The 20,574-nt window shown below is 31.8% G+C and carries 18 protein-coding genes; 6 read left to right on the forward strand and 12 right to left on the reverse strand.

Translation table 11 applies throughout. The features are described from left to right. Positions 1-312 precede the first annotated feature (312 nt). Positions 313-1,005: a CPBP family intramembrane glutamic endopeptidase gene (locus RWN11_RS04160; RefSeq protein WP_314160528.1), complete on the forward strand. Its 693-nt coding sequence runs from the start codon at positions 313-315 to the stop codon at positions 1,003-1,005. Between the two features lie 9 nt (positions 1,006-1,014). Further along, positions 1,015-2,172 carry an MFS transporter gene (locus tag RWN11_RS04165; RefSeq protein WP_314160529.1) on the forward strand — a complete coding sequence of 386 codons (1,158 nt, stop codon included), beginning with the start codon at positions 1,015-1,017 and terminating at the stop codon, positions 2,170-2,172. A 139-nt stretch (positions 2,173-2,311) separates the two neighbouring features. Here the strand turns inward: RWN11_RS04165 and RWN11_RS04170 are convergent, their stop codons facing one another. From RWN11_RS04170 to RWN11_RS04210, 9 genes are all read right to left on the reverse strand, one after another. Continuing rightward, a complete protein-coding gene (locus tag RWN11_RS04170) occupies positions 2,312-2,650 on the reverse strand; it encodes an LPKTxAVK-anchored surface protein (RefSeq protein WP_314160530.1) in 339 nt (112 codons plus the stop codon). A gap of 404 nt (positions 2,651-3,054) precedes the next feature. Next, a complete protein-coding gene (locus RWN11_RS04175; RefSeq protein WP_314160531.1) occupies positions 3,055-3,993 on the reverse strand; it encodes an Rpn family recombination-promoting nuclease/putative transposase in 939 nt (312 codons plus the stop codon). Between the two features lie 69 nt (positions 3,994-4,062). Next, positions 4,063-4,194: a hypothetical protein gene (locus tag RWN11_RS04180; RefSeq protein WP_314160532.1), complete on the reverse strand. Its 132-nt coding sequence runs from the start codon at positions 4,192-4,194 to the stop codon at positions 4,063-4,065. A 230-nt stretch (positions 4,195-4,424) separates the two neighbouring features. Beyond that, positions 4,425-5,462, reverse strand: coding sequence for a M42 family metallopeptidase (locus tag RWN11_RS04185; protein WP_314160533.1), 1,038 nt, complete (start codon positions 5,460-5,462; stop codon positions 4,425-4,427). Positions 5,463-5,543: 81 nt separating this feature from the next. Next, positions 5,544-6,410: a class II fructose-1,6-bisphosphate aldolase gene (gene fba / locus RWN11_RS04190; protein ID WP_314160534.1), complete on the reverse strand. Its 867-nt coding sequence runs from the start codon at positions 6,408-6,410 to the stop codon at positions 5,544-5,546. A gap of 369 nt (positions 6,411-6,779) precedes the next feature. Further along, positions 6,780-7,679: an RluA family pseudouridine synthase gene (locus tag RWN11_RS04195; RefSeq protein WP_314160535.1), complete on the reverse strand. Its 900-nt coding sequence runs from the start codon at positions 7,677-7,679 to the stop codon at positions 6,780-6,782. A gap of 316 nt (positions 7,680-7,995) precedes the next feature. Continuing rightward, on the reverse strand, positions 7,996-8,202 hold the full coding sequence (locus RWN11_RS04200; RefSeq protein WP_314160536.1) for a hypothetical protein: 207 nt from the start codon (positions 8,200-8,202) through the stop codon (positions 7,996-7,998). A gap of 55 nt (positions 8,203-8,257) precedes the next feature. Then, on the reverse strand, positions 8,258-9,010 hold the full coding sequence (locus RWN11_RS04205) for an Rpn family recombination-promoting nuclease/putative transposase (protein ID WP_314160537.1): 753 nt from the start codon (positions 9,008-9,010) through the stop codon (positions 8,258-8,260). Between the two features lie 140 nt (positions 9,011-9,150). After that, a complete protein-coding gene (locus tag RWN11_RS04210) occupies positions 9,151-9,339 on the reverse strand; it encodes a hypothetical protein (protein ID WP_314160538.1) in 189 nt (62 codons plus the stop codon). A gap of 281 nt (positions 9,340-9,620) precedes the next feature. Here RWN11_RS04210 and uvrB point away from each other — a divergent pair, with 281 nt between their 5' ends. The 4 genes from uvrB (at position 9,621) to RWN11_RS04230 (ending at position 15,150) form a co-directional block, all read left to right on the forward strand. After that, positions 9,621-11,621, forward strand: a complete 2,001-nt coding sequence (gene uvrB, locus RWN11_RS04215; protein WP_314160539.1) for an excinuclease ABC subunit UvrB — start codon at positions 9,621-9,623, stop codon at positions 11,619-11,621. Between the two features lie 268 nt (positions 11,622-11,889). Then, positions 11,890-12,957, forward strand: coding sequence for a D-alanine--D-alanine ligase (locus RWN11_RS04220; RefSeq protein WP_314160540.1), 1,068 nt, complete (start codon positions 11,890-11,892; stop codon positions 12,955-12,957). Positions 12,958-12,965: 8 nt separating this feature from the next. Beyond that, on the forward strand, positions 12,966-14,327 hold the full coding sequence (gene murF / locus RWN11_RS04225; protein ID WP_314160541.1) for a UDP-N-acetylmuramoyl-tripeptide--D-alanyl-D-alanine ligase: 1,362 nt from the start codon (positions 12,966-12,968) through the stop codon (positions 14,325-14,327). A 277-nt stretch (positions 14,328-14,604) separates the two neighbouring features. Next, positions 14,605-15,150, forward strand: coding sequence for a thermonuclease family protein (locus RWN11_RS04230; protein WP_314160542.1), 546 nt, complete (start codon positions 14,605-14,607; stop codon positions 15,148-15,150). 93 nt (positions 15,151-15,243) lie between these two features. On the opposite strand, the gene RWN11_RS04235 is transcribed toward RWN11_RS04230, so the two are convergent. The 3 genes from RWN11_RS04235 to RWN11_RS04245 all read right to left on the reverse strand — a co-directional run bounded on the left by RWN11_RS04235 (position 15,244) and on the right by RWN11_RS04245 (position 20,097). Beyond that, positions 15,244-16,617 carry an amino acid permease gene (locus tag RWN11_RS04235; RefSeq protein WP_314160544.1) on the reverse strand — a complete coding sequence of 458 codons (1,374 nt, stop codon included), beginning with the start codon at positions 16,615-16,617 and terminating at the stop codon, positions 15,244-15,246. Between the two features lie 268 nt (positions 16,618-16,885). Next, positions 16,886-18,001: an alanine dehydrogenase gene (ald, locus tag RWN11_RS04240; protein WP_314160543.1), complete on the reverse strand. Its 1,116-nt coding sequence runs from the start codon at positions 17,999-18,001 to the stop codon at positions 16,886-16,888. Between the two features lie 722 nt (positions 18,002-18,723). Next, positions 18,724-20,097, reverse strand: a complete 1,374-nt coding sequence (locus RWN11_RS04245; protein WP_314160545.1) for an amino acid permease — start codon at positions 20,095-20,097, stop codon at positions 18,724-18,726. Positions 20,098-20,574 lie beyond the last annotated feature (477 nt).

A 20,574-nucleotide genomic window follows, 5' to 3' on the forward strand; every position in this document is an offset into this window, starting at 1 on the left:
CTAGGGACGAAATAATTTCCGCGGGTCCACCCTGATTAGTAAAAACTCAACTTTATCAATATTAAGTTGTATTTAATGCCAATATTGTTGCTGAACTTTCACCATCATCAGCTCGCTTACTTATATTTTATTCTAACATTAATATTAAAAAGTTTCAAGAGAAATAAACGAATATTTTCTGAAAATTTCTTGAAATCATATTATAGCAATGATTTATCATTCTAAATTTACTTATATATTAAACAATAACAGTTGTATATGTAAATTATAGATGCTATAATAGAATTTAACAAAATAATTTAAGGAGGGTTTATGAGATTTTCATTCACTCGTGGCAATGTGAGCCACTTACTTCTTAGTGGATTGATTTATTTACTCGCTGTATTTATTCTTCCACTACAACTCCCTCGAAATATAACTATAGATAGACGTGTTACCATTGTACTATTTCTGTCATTGACTGCAACACTAATTCTTAGTATCTTAGCCAGAAAAAGCAGAAATGATATCGATAGACAAAAGAGTATATATAATCCTATTACATTAATCGCGATTGGAATTATTGGATTTGTTTCAATGATGTTATTACAAGGTTTTATAAATGGTTTGTTAGTATACCTATCAAACTTTTTTAGTTTTGAGACTAGAAGCAGGAACACAAATAATGTTGTTGAAATCATAAAAGTAAAACCTTATTTCATTCTCTATGTCGCAGTTCTTGGACCTATTATGGAAGAACTATTCTTTAGGAAAGCAGTCTTTGGATATTTTTATGATGCTATGATTGGTAGTAAGGAATGGATTAGATTCACGATTCCAGCATTAGTAACAGGAATTATCTTCGCTCTACCTCATGATGGTATTTCTCCAATTATGGTTATCTATATTGGTATGTCATTTGTATTCAGTTATCTATATGTTCATACAAGAAGTATATTAACTCCAATTATCTCTCATATTCTTATGAATAGCTTAGTCGTTCTAGTTCAAGTATATTTTGCATAGGAGGTAAATATGTCATCAAAAACATGGTTATCCACTAACTACTTTTTACAATTTTTAGTAACTGGGACATTCTTACCATTCTGGATGGTTTATCTAACATCGGTAAAAAACTTGAGCGTCTTAGAGGCTAGTTCGATATTTTCAATGCTTTATATCGCAAGGGTTATTAGTGGAATATTTTTAAGTCCATATTTAATAAAAAAATATAATATTGATATCACTTTGAAACTATCTGTGGGAATTGGATTAATTCTTGCGGTGAGTTACGGCTTTACTAATGAAAAAATAGTACTTGGATTAATTACATTTTTATTCGGTATGATTTACTTCATGGTAAGCCCCCTAGTCGAAGGACTAGCGTCATTATTTTTACGTGAAGAGAATATTGATTACGGAAAAGCTAGAACATATGGTTCTCTTGGATTTACGGTAATCGGTATAATTATTGGGGGGATTCTAGGTTACGTTGGTAACGGAGCTTTATACTACATACTAATATTTTTAGTTGCATTATATTTAGTATTCATGTTCTTACCACAGCCTAAACTGGTAAAAAGTCTAAGCTTTGAAGAACCAAATACGAGAAAAGAAAAAGAAAGCTTATACAGTTGGGTCTTAAAAGATAGAAATGCAATTTTACTAATTATCACTGTATTTTTATACCAACTTTCACATACTGCATATAATAATTACAATGCACTATATTTAGAAAGTATGAACATATCAGCAAAATGGCTTTCTGGTGTAATTCTTAACGTATCAGTTATTGCGGAAATAATATTCTTTATCTTCTCGAAAAGATTGGTTAAAAGAATCAAGCCAAAAAATCTAATGGTATTCGCTGGTGTTTGTGCTATCATTCGTTGGGGAGCATTAGCTATATTCCACAACATCTATGTTTTCACAATTATGCAGACATTCCATGCGATTACATTCGCGGTTGCTCATATCGCCTTTATTTTAATACTGAATAAAGATTACAACAATAAAGAAATTATCGATATGCAAAATCTATACACAGCCATCTGTTTCCAACTTAGTATGGCAGTAGGACTGTACATCATGGGTGCTCTTTGGGATATTAGCACTTCTTACGTATTCTACGCATCAGCAATCATCGCAGCTGTTGGTACGGTAGTCGCGACAAGAATAAAAACAATTAGATAACAGAAAAAAGACCTCAAGAACCAGATGCGACTCTGAAATCTTGAGGTCTTTATGTATATAATAAATACATAAAATGAAATATAAAATAAAAAAGGAGTTTGATTAATCAAACATCCTTTTCTATTTACTTGTATCAGTATTATTTAACTGCTGAAGTTTTTGGTAAAGCTTTTTGTCCAGCTGGTTTTTTAGCTGGTGCCATAGCTTTTCCTTTTCCACGTACAACACCGTCTTTATCTACAGTAGCGTTGTTAGCTTTTCCAGTTTTAGCTTTTGAAGAATCTACTTGAGCTTTGTTGAATGGCTCTGGAGTTACTTGTTCAAAAGTTAAGTCGTGTGAATCATCTTTTGAAGTTCCTGTAACAGCGTTATCTGATGCTGTAACACCGTTTGGTGCTGATACTTCTTGAGCTAATGCTGCAGGTGCTGCTGCGAATAGAGATGCAGCAAATACTGATAATAATACTTGTTTTTTCATAGTATTAAGTCTCCTTTTAAATAATAATTTTTTGATTTTTATACGACAGATTATCGTATATAGTTATTATAGTGATTTTCATGTTAAAAGTCAAGTTTTTTTCTTAAGTTTTTTATTATTTTTCGTTAAAATGTAATAGAAAAGTGCTATTAATTAGCCGTTTTATATTTTTTACACAAAATTTATTTCTAAACTAAACCTTTAGTTATAAGTTACGTAACTAACTTGAACTATCATTTAACTAAACTAAATATTACATTAAACTAAGTATTATTCTTCATACTTATTTTATTAATTCACTATCCCACACTATCTTTCCCAATAAACTACTAATAAATCTGTATATGAAGCCCCGTTATACTCTTGTTGTCTTGTTGCTTCATCGTACATACATTTCTGTTCTCCTATAAATAGGTTCCGAGCTCCTGCTCACTTAGATTTAATTTTTGTGCTCCCAACTCTTTTGTAATAATACCTTCTTTTACTAAGTTCACTATTGCCGTTATTCTTCCTTGCTCAATACCTTGTTCAATTCCTTGTTCAATTCCTTGTTCAATTCCTTGTTCAATCCCCAGTCTCATACCCTCAGCACGTCCTTCTTCCTGTGCATAAGCCAATGATGCCCAGTAGTGGTCTTGTTGTCTTGTTGCTTCATCGTACATACGTTTTTCCTCCTTGCTCCAGTTTCTAAGATTTAATAAATTATCGGCTTTAACAAGTACCTCATCAGGTTCGTTTGTGTACTGTTTGTTTCCAAAAAATTCCAGCCATCTAATTTTTTTATAATCGTTGTTTAAGTTTTCTCTATATTTTTTTAATTCTAGAAATACTATTTTTAATAACGGAATGTCTTTAGTATTATTTTCTACGTACATTTTTAATTCTGTATTTCTAGTTTCTTCTTTGATTAAAAAAGTACTTATAGCTTCATCGCCTTCAAAGTAGTTCTTATCGACGATAGCTGCTACGTATACTGGTGGTAATTTTTTATAAATCGCCAACTTCTCTTCTTCGTTTTGTTTTAGTCTCTCAATATTATCATTAACCTGTTTGCATAAATATGCCCAAATTCGATTAATGAAAAATACTTGTTTAGCAAGTTGCACCTCGATAATTACCTGTGCGTGGTTATCTAATTCGACAAGAATATCCACAGCTATGTTAAAGTCTGATTCTACATTACTGTTTGCTGCGAATATTTGATTTCCTTCAATAAGCTTAGCACTTTTTGCGGGTAATTCGAAAATATCCTTAACAAATTGCAATGCCACTTCTTCATTACGAAATACCTTTTTAACCACTAAATCGTAAATTGGTTTTATATTTTTATGTCGTTCTTTCATTGTATTCTCCCTCCCCATTTTATATTATAGAGAACTATTTTATTATAAACAGTTAAGTAAGTCATCAATCTATAAGCTTCGCCCTTTCCGCTGCAATCCGAAAATATTCTTTACATATTGTAATGCCACTTCTTCATTACGAAATACTTTTTTAACCGCTAAATCATAAATTGTATATATATTTTTATGACGCTCTCCCATTGCATCCACCTCCCTTTTGCTGTTACCTAAAGTATATCATATATAAATAATTTATGCGAATATTAATTAACGCCAAAAAAACTTTAAACAGGGGAATTACTCAAAAATCGTATTTTCTAAGAAATCGATTTTATCGTCTTCCCCTGCAAAGTTTATTATATATCTAAAAAGCTTATTAAATCAATTTACATTAAATTTTATCACTATTTTTTTCTCAACTTAATTCATACTTATTTTATTAATTCACTTCGTAAATATACATCTACCATCTTATGTGTTTGTTTAACTGAATCTATATGTGTTCTTTCATAAGAATGACTCGATTCTATCCCTGCACCTAGCAATGCATGTTTTACTTCAGCACCTGCTCGCATCGCAGCTGACGCATCACTTCCATAATATGGATAAATATCTAATTTATATTGAATATCATTATTTTTTGCTAATTGTACTAGATGATTACGGAATTCATAATTATACGGACCACTTGCATCTTTTACACAGATTGATACTGTATATTCATCAGTCTGTTGGTCATCTCCCATAGCTCCCATATCAACGGCTAGGTATTCTACTGCTTCTTTCGGAAGATTTGAATTAGCACCATGCCCTACTTCTTCAAAAACACTGAACATAAAGTGTGTTGTATATGGCAACTCAATATTTTCTTCCTTATATTTTCTTAGTAAGTCTAATAAAATCGCAGCACTAACTTTGTCATCTAAGAAACGACTTTTTATAAATCCTGTTTCTGTAATTATCGTACGAGGGTCAAAGCTTATAAAGTCTCCAACATCAATACCTAGGTCACGTGTTTCTTTCTCATTTCTTACTTTTGCATCTAATCTTACTTCCATATTATCTTCTGTACGTTCTGCTGTTCCTGCATCTTTATATACATGAGTACTAGTTTGATGAATTAAGATAGTTCCACTAACAGTTTTTCCTGTACTTGCTACATGAACAAGACAGTTCTCACCTTCTATCATATTCCATGGATAACCGCCGATTTTAGCCATTTTTAAGCGACCATCTGCTTTTACCGCACGTACCATCGCTCCTAATGTGTCTACGTGAGCTGTTACGACACGGTGTTTATTATCGTCCTTACCTTTAACTACTATATTTACCCCACCTTTATTAGTGCGGATTACTGTATAACCTAATCTTTCTACTTCCCCTACTATGTAATCTGCGACTTCTCTCGTATAACCTGTTGGTGAAGGGATGCTTGTAAGTTTTTTTAAATAATCTATTGTTTGTTGCATAGGAATGCTCCTTTATCTAAATTTGTATATAAACAAAAGGCCCATGCAAAGCATGAGCCTTTATATAAAATTGCGTAGTTATTATGCTTTGTTTCTTGAACCGAAGATATCGATTTTTTCGTGAACCATAGCTTTAATAGCTTCAAATCCAGGGTTTAATAATTTACGAGGGTCGAATCCTTTAGGTTTAAGGTCTCCACCTTCTTCAATGTATTTACGTGTAGCTTCAGCAAATGCTAATTGACATTCAGTGTTAACGTTAACTTTAGATACTCCTAGAGAGATAGCTTTTTGGATTTGGTCAGTTGGAATACCTGAACCACCGTGTAATACTAATGGAATACCATCAGTGATTTCAGCGATTTTTTCTAAAGTTTCGAAGCTTAATCCAGCCCAGTTTTCAGGGTATTTACCGTGAATGTTACCAATACCAGCAGCTAGGAAGTCAATTCCTAAGTCAGCCATTGTTTTACATTCATTTGGATCTGCTAATTCACCAGAACCGATAACTCCATCTTCTTCTCCACCGATTGAACCAACTTCACACTCGATTGATAATCCTTTAGAGTGAGCTAAAGCAATCATTTCTTTAGATTTAGCAATGTTTTCTTCGAATGGATAGTGAGATCCGTCGAACATAACTGAACTAAATCCTGCTTCGATAGCTTTTTGAGTTCCTTCGTATGAACCGTGGTCTAAGTGTAATGCAACAGGAACTGTAATGTTCATTTCTTCAACCATAGCTTCAACCATAGCTGCAACAGTTCTGAAACCAGTCATGTATTTAGCTGCTCCTTCACTTACACCTAAGATTACTGGACTTTTCGCTTCTTCACAAGCTGCTAAGATAGCTTTTGTCCATTCTAAGTTATTGATGTTGAAATGCCCTACTGCATATCCTTCTTTTCTTGCTTTTACAAGCATGTCTTTTGCTGGTACTAATACCATGTTATTTGTCCTCCTTAAATAACTACTAATATATATATTATAATACTACACTTTTTAGAAAAAATAAACTATTTTATTTAATAATTTTCAATTATGTATGTTATTAACAAAATTCTTGTATATTAATTCCTCTATTCTTTGCCATCACAAGATTTAATTGATAACGCATACAGATTTAATTTAATCGCTATTTTAGTCTTTTATCCTACAATTACATTACTGTTTTTTCTAAAATTTTTACTTTTTTAATTTTCTAAGAAAATAATTCTTATATTGCAAATCTATACTAATACAGAATGAAGTTCTTAAAAAAACACCTCAAAGTTGGCAACAATTACCAACATTTGAAGTGATATGTTATAAAATATTCTATTTATCTAATTTAGACATTGTTTCGACCATATACTCTGGAATTTCTGTTTCAAAGTATAGATGTTCACCAGTAATCGGGTGATTAAATTCGATACTTTTCGAATGAAGTGACTGTCCATTTGTATTTAAAGTTTTTCTTGGACCATATACTGGATCCCCTACTAATGGGTGATTAATATATTTCATGTGTACCCTAATTTGGTGAGTACGCCCAGTTTCTAATTCACATTCGATAAGCGTATATTTTTCAAATCTATCTACAACCTTAAAGTGTGTAATAGATGGTTTACCTTCATCGATAATTGCCATTTCTTTACGTTCTTTCGGATTACGAGCGATTGGTGCATCTATAGTCCCGTAGTCGTGTTTAATACTTCCGTGTACTAGAGCGTAATATTTTCTCTTAACGTCTTTATTCGCAATCATTTCTGATAATTTAACGTGTGCTTTGTCATTTTTTGCAACGATTAATAATCCAGATGTATCTTTATCTATTCTATGAACAATACCTGGTCTAATTGTACCATTAATACTTGAAAGTTCACTGTGGAATAATAAGGCATTAACTAATGTTCCATCTTTATGTCCTACAGATGGATGAACAACCATACCTTTAGCTTTATTTACAATGATTAAATCATTATCTTCATAAACAATATCCACTGGGATATCTTGTTTTACAACGTCTAACTCTTCAGGCTCTTTGTAATCGATAGTAACAACATTACCCTCTTTTAATTTATAATTTGTTTTAATATTATCTCCATCTACTTTAATATAACCTTCAGATATTAAGTTCTGGATATTTGTTCTAGAAACATCTGTTAATTCTTGTTGTAAAAATTTATCAATTCTCTCACTTTTCGGTGAAGTATATATAATTTTTTTTGTATCCATTACTTCCTCCTTTTTTCATACTATACTATCTTAACATATACACTCGAAAAAGCAAAATAAAATATAGTAGAAATATTTAAAAATATAGTATTTATTACACTATTCAAAATTTACAGATTAAAAGTTTCAAATATAAATTAAATCAGAAATAAATACCTCTTCGAAATTTGATGCAATTTATATTTATCGAGAACAAAAAATGAGAGCGACAATTTAGAATCTGTTTATTCAAACTATGATTCTTTATCACTCTCAGTTATTGTATACAATTTTAGTGATATGATTGATTTCGCATAGTATTTTTTGGCTACTAAGCCTATAAATATTTATCAAGTTCTTTTTCTGTCATACCTAAATCTTGACAGGCATCTTTTTTTGAAATTACTCCTAATTTCACATACTTAATGAATCTCGCTATCGAATTCTCTCTTTCTTCACTTCGTCCTTTTTCTATTCCCTCTACAAACTTATATTGCAACGCGTCTACATATGCATCGTATTTCCTTATCTTTTCATCATACATCTTCTCTCAATCACCTCATTTATCAATGAAGAATTTTATTTACATCTCAATTTTTTTATGCTTGTAAATATTTATCAAGTTCTTTTTCTGTCATACCTAAATCTTGGCATGCATCTTTTTTTGAGATTACTCCTAATTTTACATATTTAATAAATCTCGCTACTGAATTCTCTCGCTCTTCAGTTCGCCCTTGCTCTATTCCCTGTTCTATTCCTTCATTTCGTCCTAACTCTAAACCTTCCACAAACTTATATTGCAATGCATCTACATATGCATCATATTTCCTTGTTTTTTCATCATACATAGCTTTTTCCTCCTCACTCCAATTTTTATATTCCATCAAACTATCGGCACTTTCTATTATTTCATCTTGACTTTGGGTAAACGGCTGATTTGAAAATAATTCTAACCATCTTTTTTTATTATAGTTTTCTCTGATATCAGGATTATATTTACTCAGCTCTAAAAATGCCATAGTTATCAAATTTCTTTTTTCTTTTATCCCTTTTACATCAACTTTTAGCTGTTTATCTGTATCATCATCTCTTAGACTAAAACTTCTTATAGCTCTATCGTCATCAAAATAATTTTTTTCTAGAATTGAGACTGAATAAACTGGTATTAACTCTGAATATATAGGACTAGTTCGACCTAGTTGCAATCTTATTGTATCCATATTTTTTGATACCTGATTACATATATACACCCACAATCTTTTTAAAAATTCCAATTGCTTAGCTACTTGTATTTCTATAATAACTTGAGTTCCATCATCCAATTCAGCTAAGACGTCTAGGGAGTGACTCAAAAATCGTGATTTCGAAGAAATCGATTTTGTCGAGTCACCCCCGCACAGTTTATTAGATATATAAAAAGCCTTTATAAGGCGAATTTAGATATCAATAAACCACTGCGTCTATGAGTTTTCTTATAAACTTTTTTTAAAATTCACACCTTTAAAGGGCAATCATCTTCAAAACTTGAATGAATTTGAGTCCCATCTAAAATTTTTGTACACTTAACCGAAAGACCTAGTATATCGCTAATAAAAGCTGATGTTATCTCTGTATTAGAAAATATTTTCTTAGCCACTAAATCCTCTGTTGGCTTTACATGTTCATGTCTAACTTTTTTCATAATTGCACACCTCCCAAATGTGATTAATTACAATCTCCTATATCATTATTATAACATAGTAATATTCGCTATACCATTGATATATAGTATTTTACGGTTAATTTCTTTAGATTTTCAATTATAAATATGAATAATTATAATCTTTAATACTAATTACTTTTTCTTTCACTATTCCCCTATCTATATTATAATGTTATAGAAAGAATTAATTAACTTTTTGTGTGAGTTATTTTAATTTGTACTATTAACTCACAGAACAAGCTATATAAGGAGTGGATTTTTTGGAAATTAATAGATTACATGTTGATTTTGATCTTCAGAGTAAGTACGATCCTAAGGGGGATCAGATTAATGCGATTGCTGAACTTACTGAAGGTTTAAATAATGGTGAAAAATATCAAACATTACTTGGTGCAACTGGTACTGGTAAGACATTTACTATAGCTAATATCGTAAAAAATGTAGGGAAACCGACTTTAGTGCTAGCTCACAATAAGACATTAGCTGGGCAATTATACAATGAGCTTAAAGAATTTTTCCCAAATAACCGAGTTGAGTACTTTGTTTCATACTATGATTACTTCCAACCAGAGGCATACGTTCCATCTACAGATACATATATAGAAAAAGATTCATCTGTGAATGACGAGATTGATAAACTACGACACAGTGCAACATCTTCATTATTTGATCGTGATGATGTTATTATCGTATCAAGTGTCAGCTGTATATATGGTCTTGGTTCGCCAGAAGAATATTCATCGCTAGTTCTATCATTACGTGTTGGTGATGAAATTAATCGTAATAAAATAATGGAAAAACTAATTAGTATTCAATATATGAGAAATGATATTGAGTTTACTCGTGGTAATTTTAGGGTTCGCGGAGATGTTATTGAAATCTTCCCAGCTTCTCGTAGTGAAAATTCTGTTCGTATAGAGATGTTCGGTGATGAAATCGATCGTATTCGTGAAATTAATCCATTAACTGGAGAAGTACTAAGTGAACTTGAACATATCGCAATATATCCTGCCAGTCACTTCGTTGCTGGTGATGAAAAGACTAAAGAAGCGATTAAGAGAATACGAGCTGAACTAGAAGAAAGATTAAAAGTTCTAAATATGGAAAATAAACTTCTAGAAGCTCAACGTCTTGAACAACGTACTAACTATGACCTTGAAATGATGGAAGAAATGGGATTCTGTTCAGGGATAGAGAACTACTCTCTTCATCTTACACTTCGTGAGCCTGGCAGCACTCCATATACACTACTAGATTACTTCCCAGATGATTGGTTACTAGTAGTCGATGAATCACACGTTACCCTTCCTCAGGTTCGTGGTATGTTTAACGGAGATAGAGCACGTAAACAAGTGCTTGTTGATTATGGATTCAGGCTACCGACAGCGTTGGATAACCGTCCTTTAAACTTTGAGGAATTTGAGAAAAAACTTAATCAAGCTATTTTCGTTTCAGCAACACCTGGGGACTTCGAATTAGAGAATAGTACAAAAATAACTGAACAAATCATTCGTCCTACAGGTCTACTAGATCCAATTATCGATATTCGCCCTGTTAGTGACCAAGTGTTTGATATTACTAAAGAAGCTGAGAAGATTATCGCTAAAGGAGAACGTGTACTTATCACTACCTTAACAAAGAAAATGGCGGAATCTCTGACAGCTTATCTGAAAGAAAATGGTTTAAAAGTAGAATACCTACACTCTGATATCAAAACATTAGAACGTACAGAAATAATTAGAAATCTTCGACTTGGTAAATTCGATATTCTTATTGGAATCAACTTACTACGTGAAGGTCTAGATATTCCTGAAGTGTCGCTTGTGGCTATTTTGGATGCAGATAAAGAAGGATTTCTACGTGGAGATAAAGCACTGCTTCAAACAATTGGACGTGCTGCACGTAATGCGAATGGTCGTGTAATAATGTATGCAGATAATATTACTCGAAGTATGAGAAAAGCAATTGATGAGACAAATCGTCGTCGTGAAATTCAAATGGCATATAACGAGGAACATGGTATTACCCCACAAACTATTATTAAAGATATTCGTGATTCTATCAGCGCTAAGAAAGAAGTCGCTAACGATGAAGAGATTCTTGAACTTGAAGAAACTGCAAATATCAACGATGATAATATTGAAGAGCACTTAGCAGAATTAGAACAACAAATGTTCGCTGCTGCAGAAAAATTCGAATTCGAACAAGCTGCAAAACTTCGTGATACTATCGCAGAACTAAAGGAGAAATATAAACTATAAAATAGTGAATTATAGAAGCAACTATGCTATTTTAACTAATAGTCCTCTGTTGCTTCTATACTATTTTAAATGATTTATATTTTCAAAAAAATTTATTCTATGATATCTTACAAATTTATTCTACTTTTAAGTTTTTATGATATAATAAGGTATGTTAGTTTTGCATCGTAATTAACAAATTTCGATCATAACTGAATTAAAATATGTGTATATTGAAATTTATGCATTATAATAAAAAAACAATTTTTATTTCTTAGGAGATTTAAACATGACAAAACAAAATATCGGAATTGTATATGGTGGTAAAAGTGCCGAACACTCAGTGTCACTTTTAACAGCGAAATCAATTATTAACGCAATAGACAAAGAAAAATACAACGTATTCCCTATCTTTATCTCATTAGAAGGTAACTGGGCACGTGGTGAAAAAATTACATCAGACGTAACTGATCAACACAACTTAGTTTTTTCTAACTTTGACAATGATATCAGTGGATTATTATTTGAAGATGGACGTAAATTCGATATCGTCTTCCCTGTTCTTCATGGACCAAACGGTGAAGATGGAACAATCCAAGGGTTACTAGAAATCATGGATATTGCTTATGTTGGTAACAATGTACTTTCAAGTGCTGCTGGTATGGATAAAGTAGTTATGAAACAATTATTCGCTGCTTATGACCTTCCACAACTTCCATACGTTCACTTTATCGAATACACTTGGAAAAACAAAAAAGAAGCTCTTGTCGCTGAGATTAATAAAAATCTTAAATATCCTCTATTCGTAAAACCTGCTAACTTAGGTTCTTCAGTTGGTATTAGTCGCTGTAACGATGAAGCTGAATTAGTAAAAGGTATTGAAGAAGCTCTTAAATTCGACAAAAAAATCGTCGTTGAGCAAGGAGCTGTAGGTGCTAAAGAAATAGAAGTTGCCGTTCTTGGTTACAACGAGGTTAAGACTACAGATCCAGGAGAGATCGTAAACATTTCTTCAACAGAATTCTACGATTATGAAACTAAATACACAGATGGACAATCTCGTATGGATATTCCAGCTCCAATCGATACTACTCTATATCCTAAATTCAGAGAAATGGCAGCAACTGCATTCCGTGCAATCAGCGGATCAGGATTAGTACGTGCTGACTTCTTCTACACTAAAGAAGGAGAAATCTTTATTAACGAAGTAAACACAATGCCTGGATTCACTCCATTCTCAATGTTCCCTTCTCTATGGGCAAATATGAACGTGAGTTATTCAGAAATTATCGAAGAACTATTCGCACTAGCTGTAGAGCGTTACGAAGATCGTAAAAACTTATTAACTGAAGAATAGGATTAACCATGAAATATTTAGTTACAGATTTAGAAAAAATATTAAATGCAAAAAAAGCAAATATTACTAGCAATGTAGAAATTACTGGTATCGCTATTGATAGTAGAAAAGTTAAACAAGGTGACTTATTTATTCCCTTCTTAGGTGAAAATGTCGATGGGCACAACTATATAGAAAGTGCCTTTGAAAAAGGTGCTGCAGCAAGTTTATCGTTAAAAGACGACTTTGTTTCTGATAATAATATCATCTACGTTGATGATAGTTATGAAGCAATTCAAACTCTAGCAAAACACTATTTAGAAAGTTTAAATGCCAAAACTATCGCAATCACAGGTAGTAACGGTAAGACTACTACTAAAGATATTATTACAAGTGTATTATCAACAAAATATAAAGTTCACAAAACACAAGGAAACTTTAATAACGAACTTGGTGTGCCAATTACTATTCTTGCTGCGCCTGAAGATAGTGAAATACTAGTTCTTGAGATGGGAGCTGATGGTTTTGGACAGCTTGACTTTTTATCTAAGTTAGTTGAACCTGATTATACAGTCATCACTAATATCGGTGAGAGTCATATTGAATTCTTCAAATCACGTGAAGGGATTGCTAAAGCTAAATTCGAAATTACTAATGGTATGAAGAAAGACGGATATTTCGTATATAACGGAGATGAAGTTCTTCTAAAAACATTAGTAGATTCTTCAGAAATTAACGCAACATCATGTGGTGAAAATAGCTATAACGATATAATACTAGAAAACTACACAATTACACGTGATAAAATTGATTTCAAACTTAATATAAGCGACGAGCAATACTTCACAAAATTAAAAGGAAAACATAATCTATATAACATTATGTTCGCAACAGCAATCGCAAGTAAGATTGGATTAACTAACGAGGAAATCCGCAAAGCTATTGAAAATACTGTGGAAATAACAGGCATGCGTCTACAAAGTATCCCTTACAGAGAGGATTCACTAATAATCAACGATGCATATAACGCTAGTCCTACTTCTATGAAAGCTGGTGTTGATGTAGTAAGTAGTTATGACGACTTCGATTATAAAACACTTGTATTAGGAAGTATGTTCGAACTAGGACCTAACGAAGTTAACTATCACGGTGAAGTTGGAGAATATATTTCTGAAAACACAAATGATATCGACCTAGTAATCAGCGTTGGTGAACTAGCAGAAAACATTACAAAACAAATTAAAAACGATAAAATAAAAATACTACACTTCCCTACTACAGCAGAAGTTAGTGAATATCTGAAAAATAACAAACACAAAAACGAAGTAATCTTATTCAAAGCAAGTCGTTCTATGAAGTTAGAGACGATAATTGAAGAGATAACGAAGTAAGAGAATATGGTGATGACCCAAAAATCCTAAATTTTAACAAAGTGTATATGAGAACTCATAGACGCAATGGTTTATTGATATCTAAATTCGCTTTATAAAAGCTTTTAGATATCTAATAAACTTTCCGAGAGTGACTCGACAAAATCTTGTTTCTTAAGAAATCACGATTTTGTCGAGTCACTCCCTTTTTATTATCTCGGTTATTTCTATAATTAAATCGATATAACTTTATCTCAAACTTCAAAAGTGTTAAAATTAATATTGAGGGGGAATCATTATGAATAAAAAGGTATTTATTATTTTCTTTATTTTTTTCACGGCAATATTTTTAATTATCACTTTAATAATTAATCAGACTGGTGAAAGTTATAAGGAAGCAACTATTAATGGAGTTTCTATCAAGGGAGATAAGACAAAATATAAGGTTAAATTTATAAAAAAAGTTGATGGTGACACTATTATAGTAAACTTCAATAACAAAGAATTGAAAGTGAGATATTTATTAATTGATACACCAGAAACTGTAAAAGCTGGTGTTGAGGTTCAAAAGTATGGACCTGAAGCTAGTGAATTAAATGGAAAATTATTATCTAATGCTAAAGATGTTGAAATTGAATTTGATGTTTATGAGAAAGAAGATAAGTACCATAGAGCATTGTGCTATGTTTATGCAGATGGAAAAAGTGTTCAAGAAGAGTTATTACTGGTAGGTCTGGCTGAAATAAAATATGTAAAACCACCTGATACAAGATACTTAGATAAGTATAAAAAAGCACAAAATAAAGCAAAAAGTAACAAACGAAATCTCTGGACAAATGCATAATTTGTAAAAAATTTATTACTATATACATTATATTTTAAGACATAAAAAATCGACTATAACCTAAAAGTTATAGTCGATTCTTATTTTTATATTCTATTCAATTTTACTATGTTTATATGAATATGTGAAGTATACGATTAATCCTACGATTACCCATACGAAGAAGATAATCCATGAAGTTAATGTAACACTGTATAGTAAAGCTGCGAATAATACAATTGAGATAATTGGTAATACTGGCATACCCGGTACTCTGAATCCACGTTTTACATCTGGGAATTTTTTGTAGAATACGATAGTAGTGTAACTTACTAATGCGAATGCGATAATAGAAGCTACGTTAGCAAGTTCTGCTAATTTCCCTAGTGGTAAGAACCCAGCTAATACTGCAGTTAAGCATCCTAAAGACCATGTAACTGTACTTGGTACTTTGTTATCGTTAACTTTAGTGAATACTTTTGGTAATAATCCATCACGTGCAATTGTATAAGCGATACGGATACCTGCATACATGAATGATAAGATACCAGCCATAAGTCCGATTACTGCCCCTAGAGAAACAATACCAGCAACTTTGTTTTGACCAACTTCTTCAAGTACGAATACTAATGCATCCCCAGATCCAAGACGGTTGTATTCAACAACCCCTGTTAATACTAAACATACTAAGATGTAGAATGCTGTACATACGATCATAGTGACAATGATAGCTTTTGGTAGAGCTTTTTCTGGATTGATTGTTTCTTCTGCTGAAGTAGAAATCGCATCAAATCCAAGATAAGCAAAGAATACTGTAGTGGCTGCTAACATTACCCCTGAGAAACCTGTAGGTGCAAAATTATTTGTCCAGTGTGTTGGTTCAACATACATTGATCCAACAATGATGAATAAGATTACGATACCAACTTTTGCAGCTACCATAAGGTTATTCACAAGTTTACTACTTGACGTACCTCTTGATAGTAAGAATGTAATTAATAATACAATTACGATAGCTGGGATGTTACCATATCCTCCATCTGACGGTAAAGTGTAATATACTTTAGGGAGTTCAATACCTAAACCTGCCAGTAGACGAGAGAAGTAACTAGACCAACCATTTGATACAGTGGCTGCAGAAAGAACATATCCTCCTATTAATACCCAACCTATAATATAGGCTACAATTTCACCAATTGATACATAAAGGTATGTATATGTACTACCACTTGATGGAATTGTTGAAGCTAATTCCGCGTAACAAAGTGCCGCTAAACAACACGCTACCCCTGCGATTAAGAATGAGAAGATTACCGCTGGTCCTGCTTCTGCTGATGCTTTACCAGTTAATACTAGAATCCCTGACCCTATAATCGCCCCGATTCCGAATAGAATTAAATCCATCGTTTTCATCGTTGGAGCTAAAGTTTTACTTCTAGCTTCTGCTAAAATAGATTCAACTGATTTTTTTCTTAAAATACTCATAATAAATCCTCCTATTATTTATTAAATATTCTCCCTACTAATATTCTTTAATTAAATTATAGCATATTTGTAAACCTTTTACTATCATTACTTAGACTCACATAGTTCTCTCCTTAATATTCCAATAAATATTTTACTATTTATATATTTCAATGAATATAATTTTCTTTTTATAAACTCCTGAAACAATAAGCGAGTGCCCTATAACAGATAGAGCACTCAAGTTATACAAATTTTCAACTATTTTATATTTTTAAAATTCATTATTATATTACAAAGCGACTTCTACAGGAGTATATTCATATCCTAAATCATCAGCTACTGCTTTAAATGTAACTTTTCCATTAGCTACGTTCACACCCGGCACTAATTCTGGGAATTTAGCTACTGCTTCTTTTACCCCAAATTTGGCAATAACTTTGACATACTTAGCCGTTGCATTACAAAGTGCATAAGTTGATGTTTGTGCTACTGCACCTGGAATATTAGCTACTGAGTAGTGTAATACTCCTTCTTCTACAAATACTGGATTATCATGACTTGTTGGACGTCCTTCAGTATATTCTGTTGTACCACCTTGGTCAATAGCTACGTCGACAATTACACCACCATCTGGCATATCTTTTACCATCTCTTTAGTCACTAATTTTGGTGCTTTTGCTCCTGGGATTAATACCGTACTTACTACTAAATCAGCTGATTTAATAGCATTTGCAATATTAAACTTATTAGAGTAAAGAGTTTCAATTTTACCACCGAAAACGTGTGATAATTCTGTTAATGCATCTAAGTTTACATCAATCATTGTTACACGTGCTCCAAGACCCACAGCGGCCGTTGCCGCAGCAGTACCCGCGACACCTGCTCCTATAATTACAACATGTCCTGGTTGAACTCCTGGTACACCTTGTAATAAGATACCTTTACCACCTTGTACTTTCGACAAGAATCTTGCCCCTTCTTGTACAGCCATTCTTCCGGCAACTTCACTCATAGGTCTTAATAACGGCAAACCTCTTCCTACTTTTACTGTTTCAAAAGCTATACCAATAGTACCTGAATCAACCATTTCTTTCGTTAATTCTGCGTCTGCTGCTAAGTGTAGGTATGTATAAATAATTAACCCTTTTCTAAAGTACTTATACTCTGATGGAATTGGCTCTTTAACTTTATATATTAAGTCTGATTTATTCCATACATCCTCAGCTTTTTCTACAAGAACAGCTCCTGCCTTTTCATACTCAGCATCTGAAATACCCGAAGCTAAACCTGCTCCTTTTTCTACATATACAGTGTGTCCATCTAATACTAATTCATTCACTACACCTGGTATAGCAGATACCCTACTTTCATTATTTTTAATTTCTTTTGGTACTCCGATAATCATTTCCCTTACCTCCTAATTTTTCTCTGTACTTATATAATAACACAAACCTTTTAATTATGAAAGCGTTTTTCTAATGAAAGTTTTTATGAAAATATTTTCTACATTTTTTTAAGAAACGCAAGCTTAAAAATGTTGTTAAACCAGTTTTTATAAAAATAATTTAATACTAATTCTTATGAAAATAAGTATCAATCATTTTAAGAAAAGAAATTTGAAAAACAGCTGTTTCATTTCCTTTTAATTACTGTTTTAAGATTGTACTATAACTATTCTTATTTATTTTTCTATTAAATTATACAAAATTATTTGCTAAATTTTTCTATTTTTCTAGAACACTAAAAAATTTATAAAAAATTAATTTATACTAATATTCCTATATAAAATGTTATTAAATCATGAAAATAATACGAAATAAATAACACAATATTTCCCAATGTATTATAACTACTATTTTTTTGAAAATTATTAATTTTTTTATCTTTTCTAACACTTAGTACTTTATTTTCATTGCCAATATAGAATTACAAAGAATAAATTTTCTCTATATTTTATGATGAAACTACAAATACCAAAAGTGTCATTCTCTTAATTCTAGCATTCATTTGATATTTTAAAGTTAAAATATACAATTCATACTTTAAAACTTTAATTTTATATTAAATTAAAAGAATCATGAACCTTTAATTCATGACTCTTTTTAATTTCTAAAATAAATCTATTTTTTATTTTAATTTACTATTCTTATATGAGAATGTAAAGTAAACTATCATACCTACTATAACCCAAACAACAAAGATAATCCATGTTGTTAATGTAACACTATATAGTAATGCTCCAAATAAGATGATAGAAATAATCGGTAAAATTGGCATACCTGGTACTCTAAATCCACGTTTTAAATCTGGGAATTTTTTGTAGAATACGATAGTTGTATAACTTACTAATGCGAATGCAATAATTGATGCTACATTAGCAAGATCAGCTAATTTTCCTAATGGTAAAAATCCTGCTAATAACGCTGTTAAGATTCCTAATCCCCATGTTACTGTACTTGGTACTTTATTTTCATTAACTTTAGTTAATTTTTCTGGTAATAATCCATCACGTGCAATTGTATAAGTAATACGGATTCCTGCATACATGAATGATAATATACCAGCCATAAGACCAATTACCGCTCCAAGAGATACGATACCAGCTACTTTATTTTGACCTACTTCTTCTAGTACAAATGCCAAGGCATCTCCAGTTCCAAGCCTATTATATTGAACAACTCCAGTAAGCACTAAACACACTAGAATATAGAACGCTGTACAAACTAACATTGTAATAATAATAGCTTTTGGTAAAGCTTTTTCTGGATTGATTGTTTCTTCTGCTGAAGTAGAAATCGCATCAAACCCTAAGTATGCGAAGAATACAGTAGTCGCAGCTAACATTACTCCTGAAAAACCTGATGGCGCGAAGTTATTTGTCCAGTTAGTTGGTTCTACATAAAATACACCAACCACGATGAATAAAACTACAATACCTACTTTTGCAGCTACCATAAGGTTATTTACAAGTTTACTACTTGAAGTACCTTTTGATAGAATAAAAGTAATTAATAATACGATGATTATTGCTGGAATGTTACCATATCCACCTGCTGCTGGTAATGTGTAAAATTCTTTAGGAATTTCTATACCTAAACCTGCTAATAAACGCGAGAAATAACTTGACCAACCATTTGCTACTGTAGCTGCAGTAAGAACATATCCACCTATTAATACCCAACCTATCGTATAAGCTACAATTTCGCCGACTGCTACATATAAGTAAGTATACGTACTACCACTTGATGGTATAGTTGAAGCTAATTCCGCATAACAAAGTGCTGCTAAACAACACGCTAACCCTGCAATTAGGAAAGAAAATACAACTGCCGGTCCTGCTTCTGCAGAAGCCTTACCAGTCAATACTAAAATTCCTGAACCTATAATCGCTCCGATTCCAAATAGAACTAAATCCATTGTTCTCATCGTCGGATTTAACGTCTTATTTCTTGACTCTGCTAAAATAGAGTCAATTGATTTTTTTCTAAAAACGTTCATGATATCCTCCTATTTTAAAATAAATATTATTCACTATTAATAATATTTACTAATTATATCACAATTAAATAATTATTACTACTAATGCTTTTACTTATGTAAGTAAAGAAAAAAGTTTACTATGAATAATCTTAATAAAATAATATATAATTATTATTAAAGATATAATTTTTACAATAAAAAAGAGTGATTAAAAAATCAGAATTTCAGAGTAATGATTCCATCTAGTTCCCCCTCAAAGTTTATTAGAAATCAAAAAAGTTTTTTTAGATTTCAATAAACTACTGCGTCTATGTATTCTCATATGAACTTTTTTAAATTCAGAATTTTTAACTTTCAAACTCAGCAATGATTTATAGAGATTTATTCTGATTTTACGCATAAAACAAAAACAAACCCCTTAAACATGAGTTTAAAGGGCTTTGTTTTATTAACGGCTGTAGTACTCAACGATAAGTTGTTCGTTGATTTCTGGGTGTA

The sequence above is a fragment of the uncultured Gemella sp. genome, assembly GCF_963519265.1.
Lineage (GTDB): Bacteria > Bacillota > Bacilli > Staphylococcales > Gemellaceae > Gemella.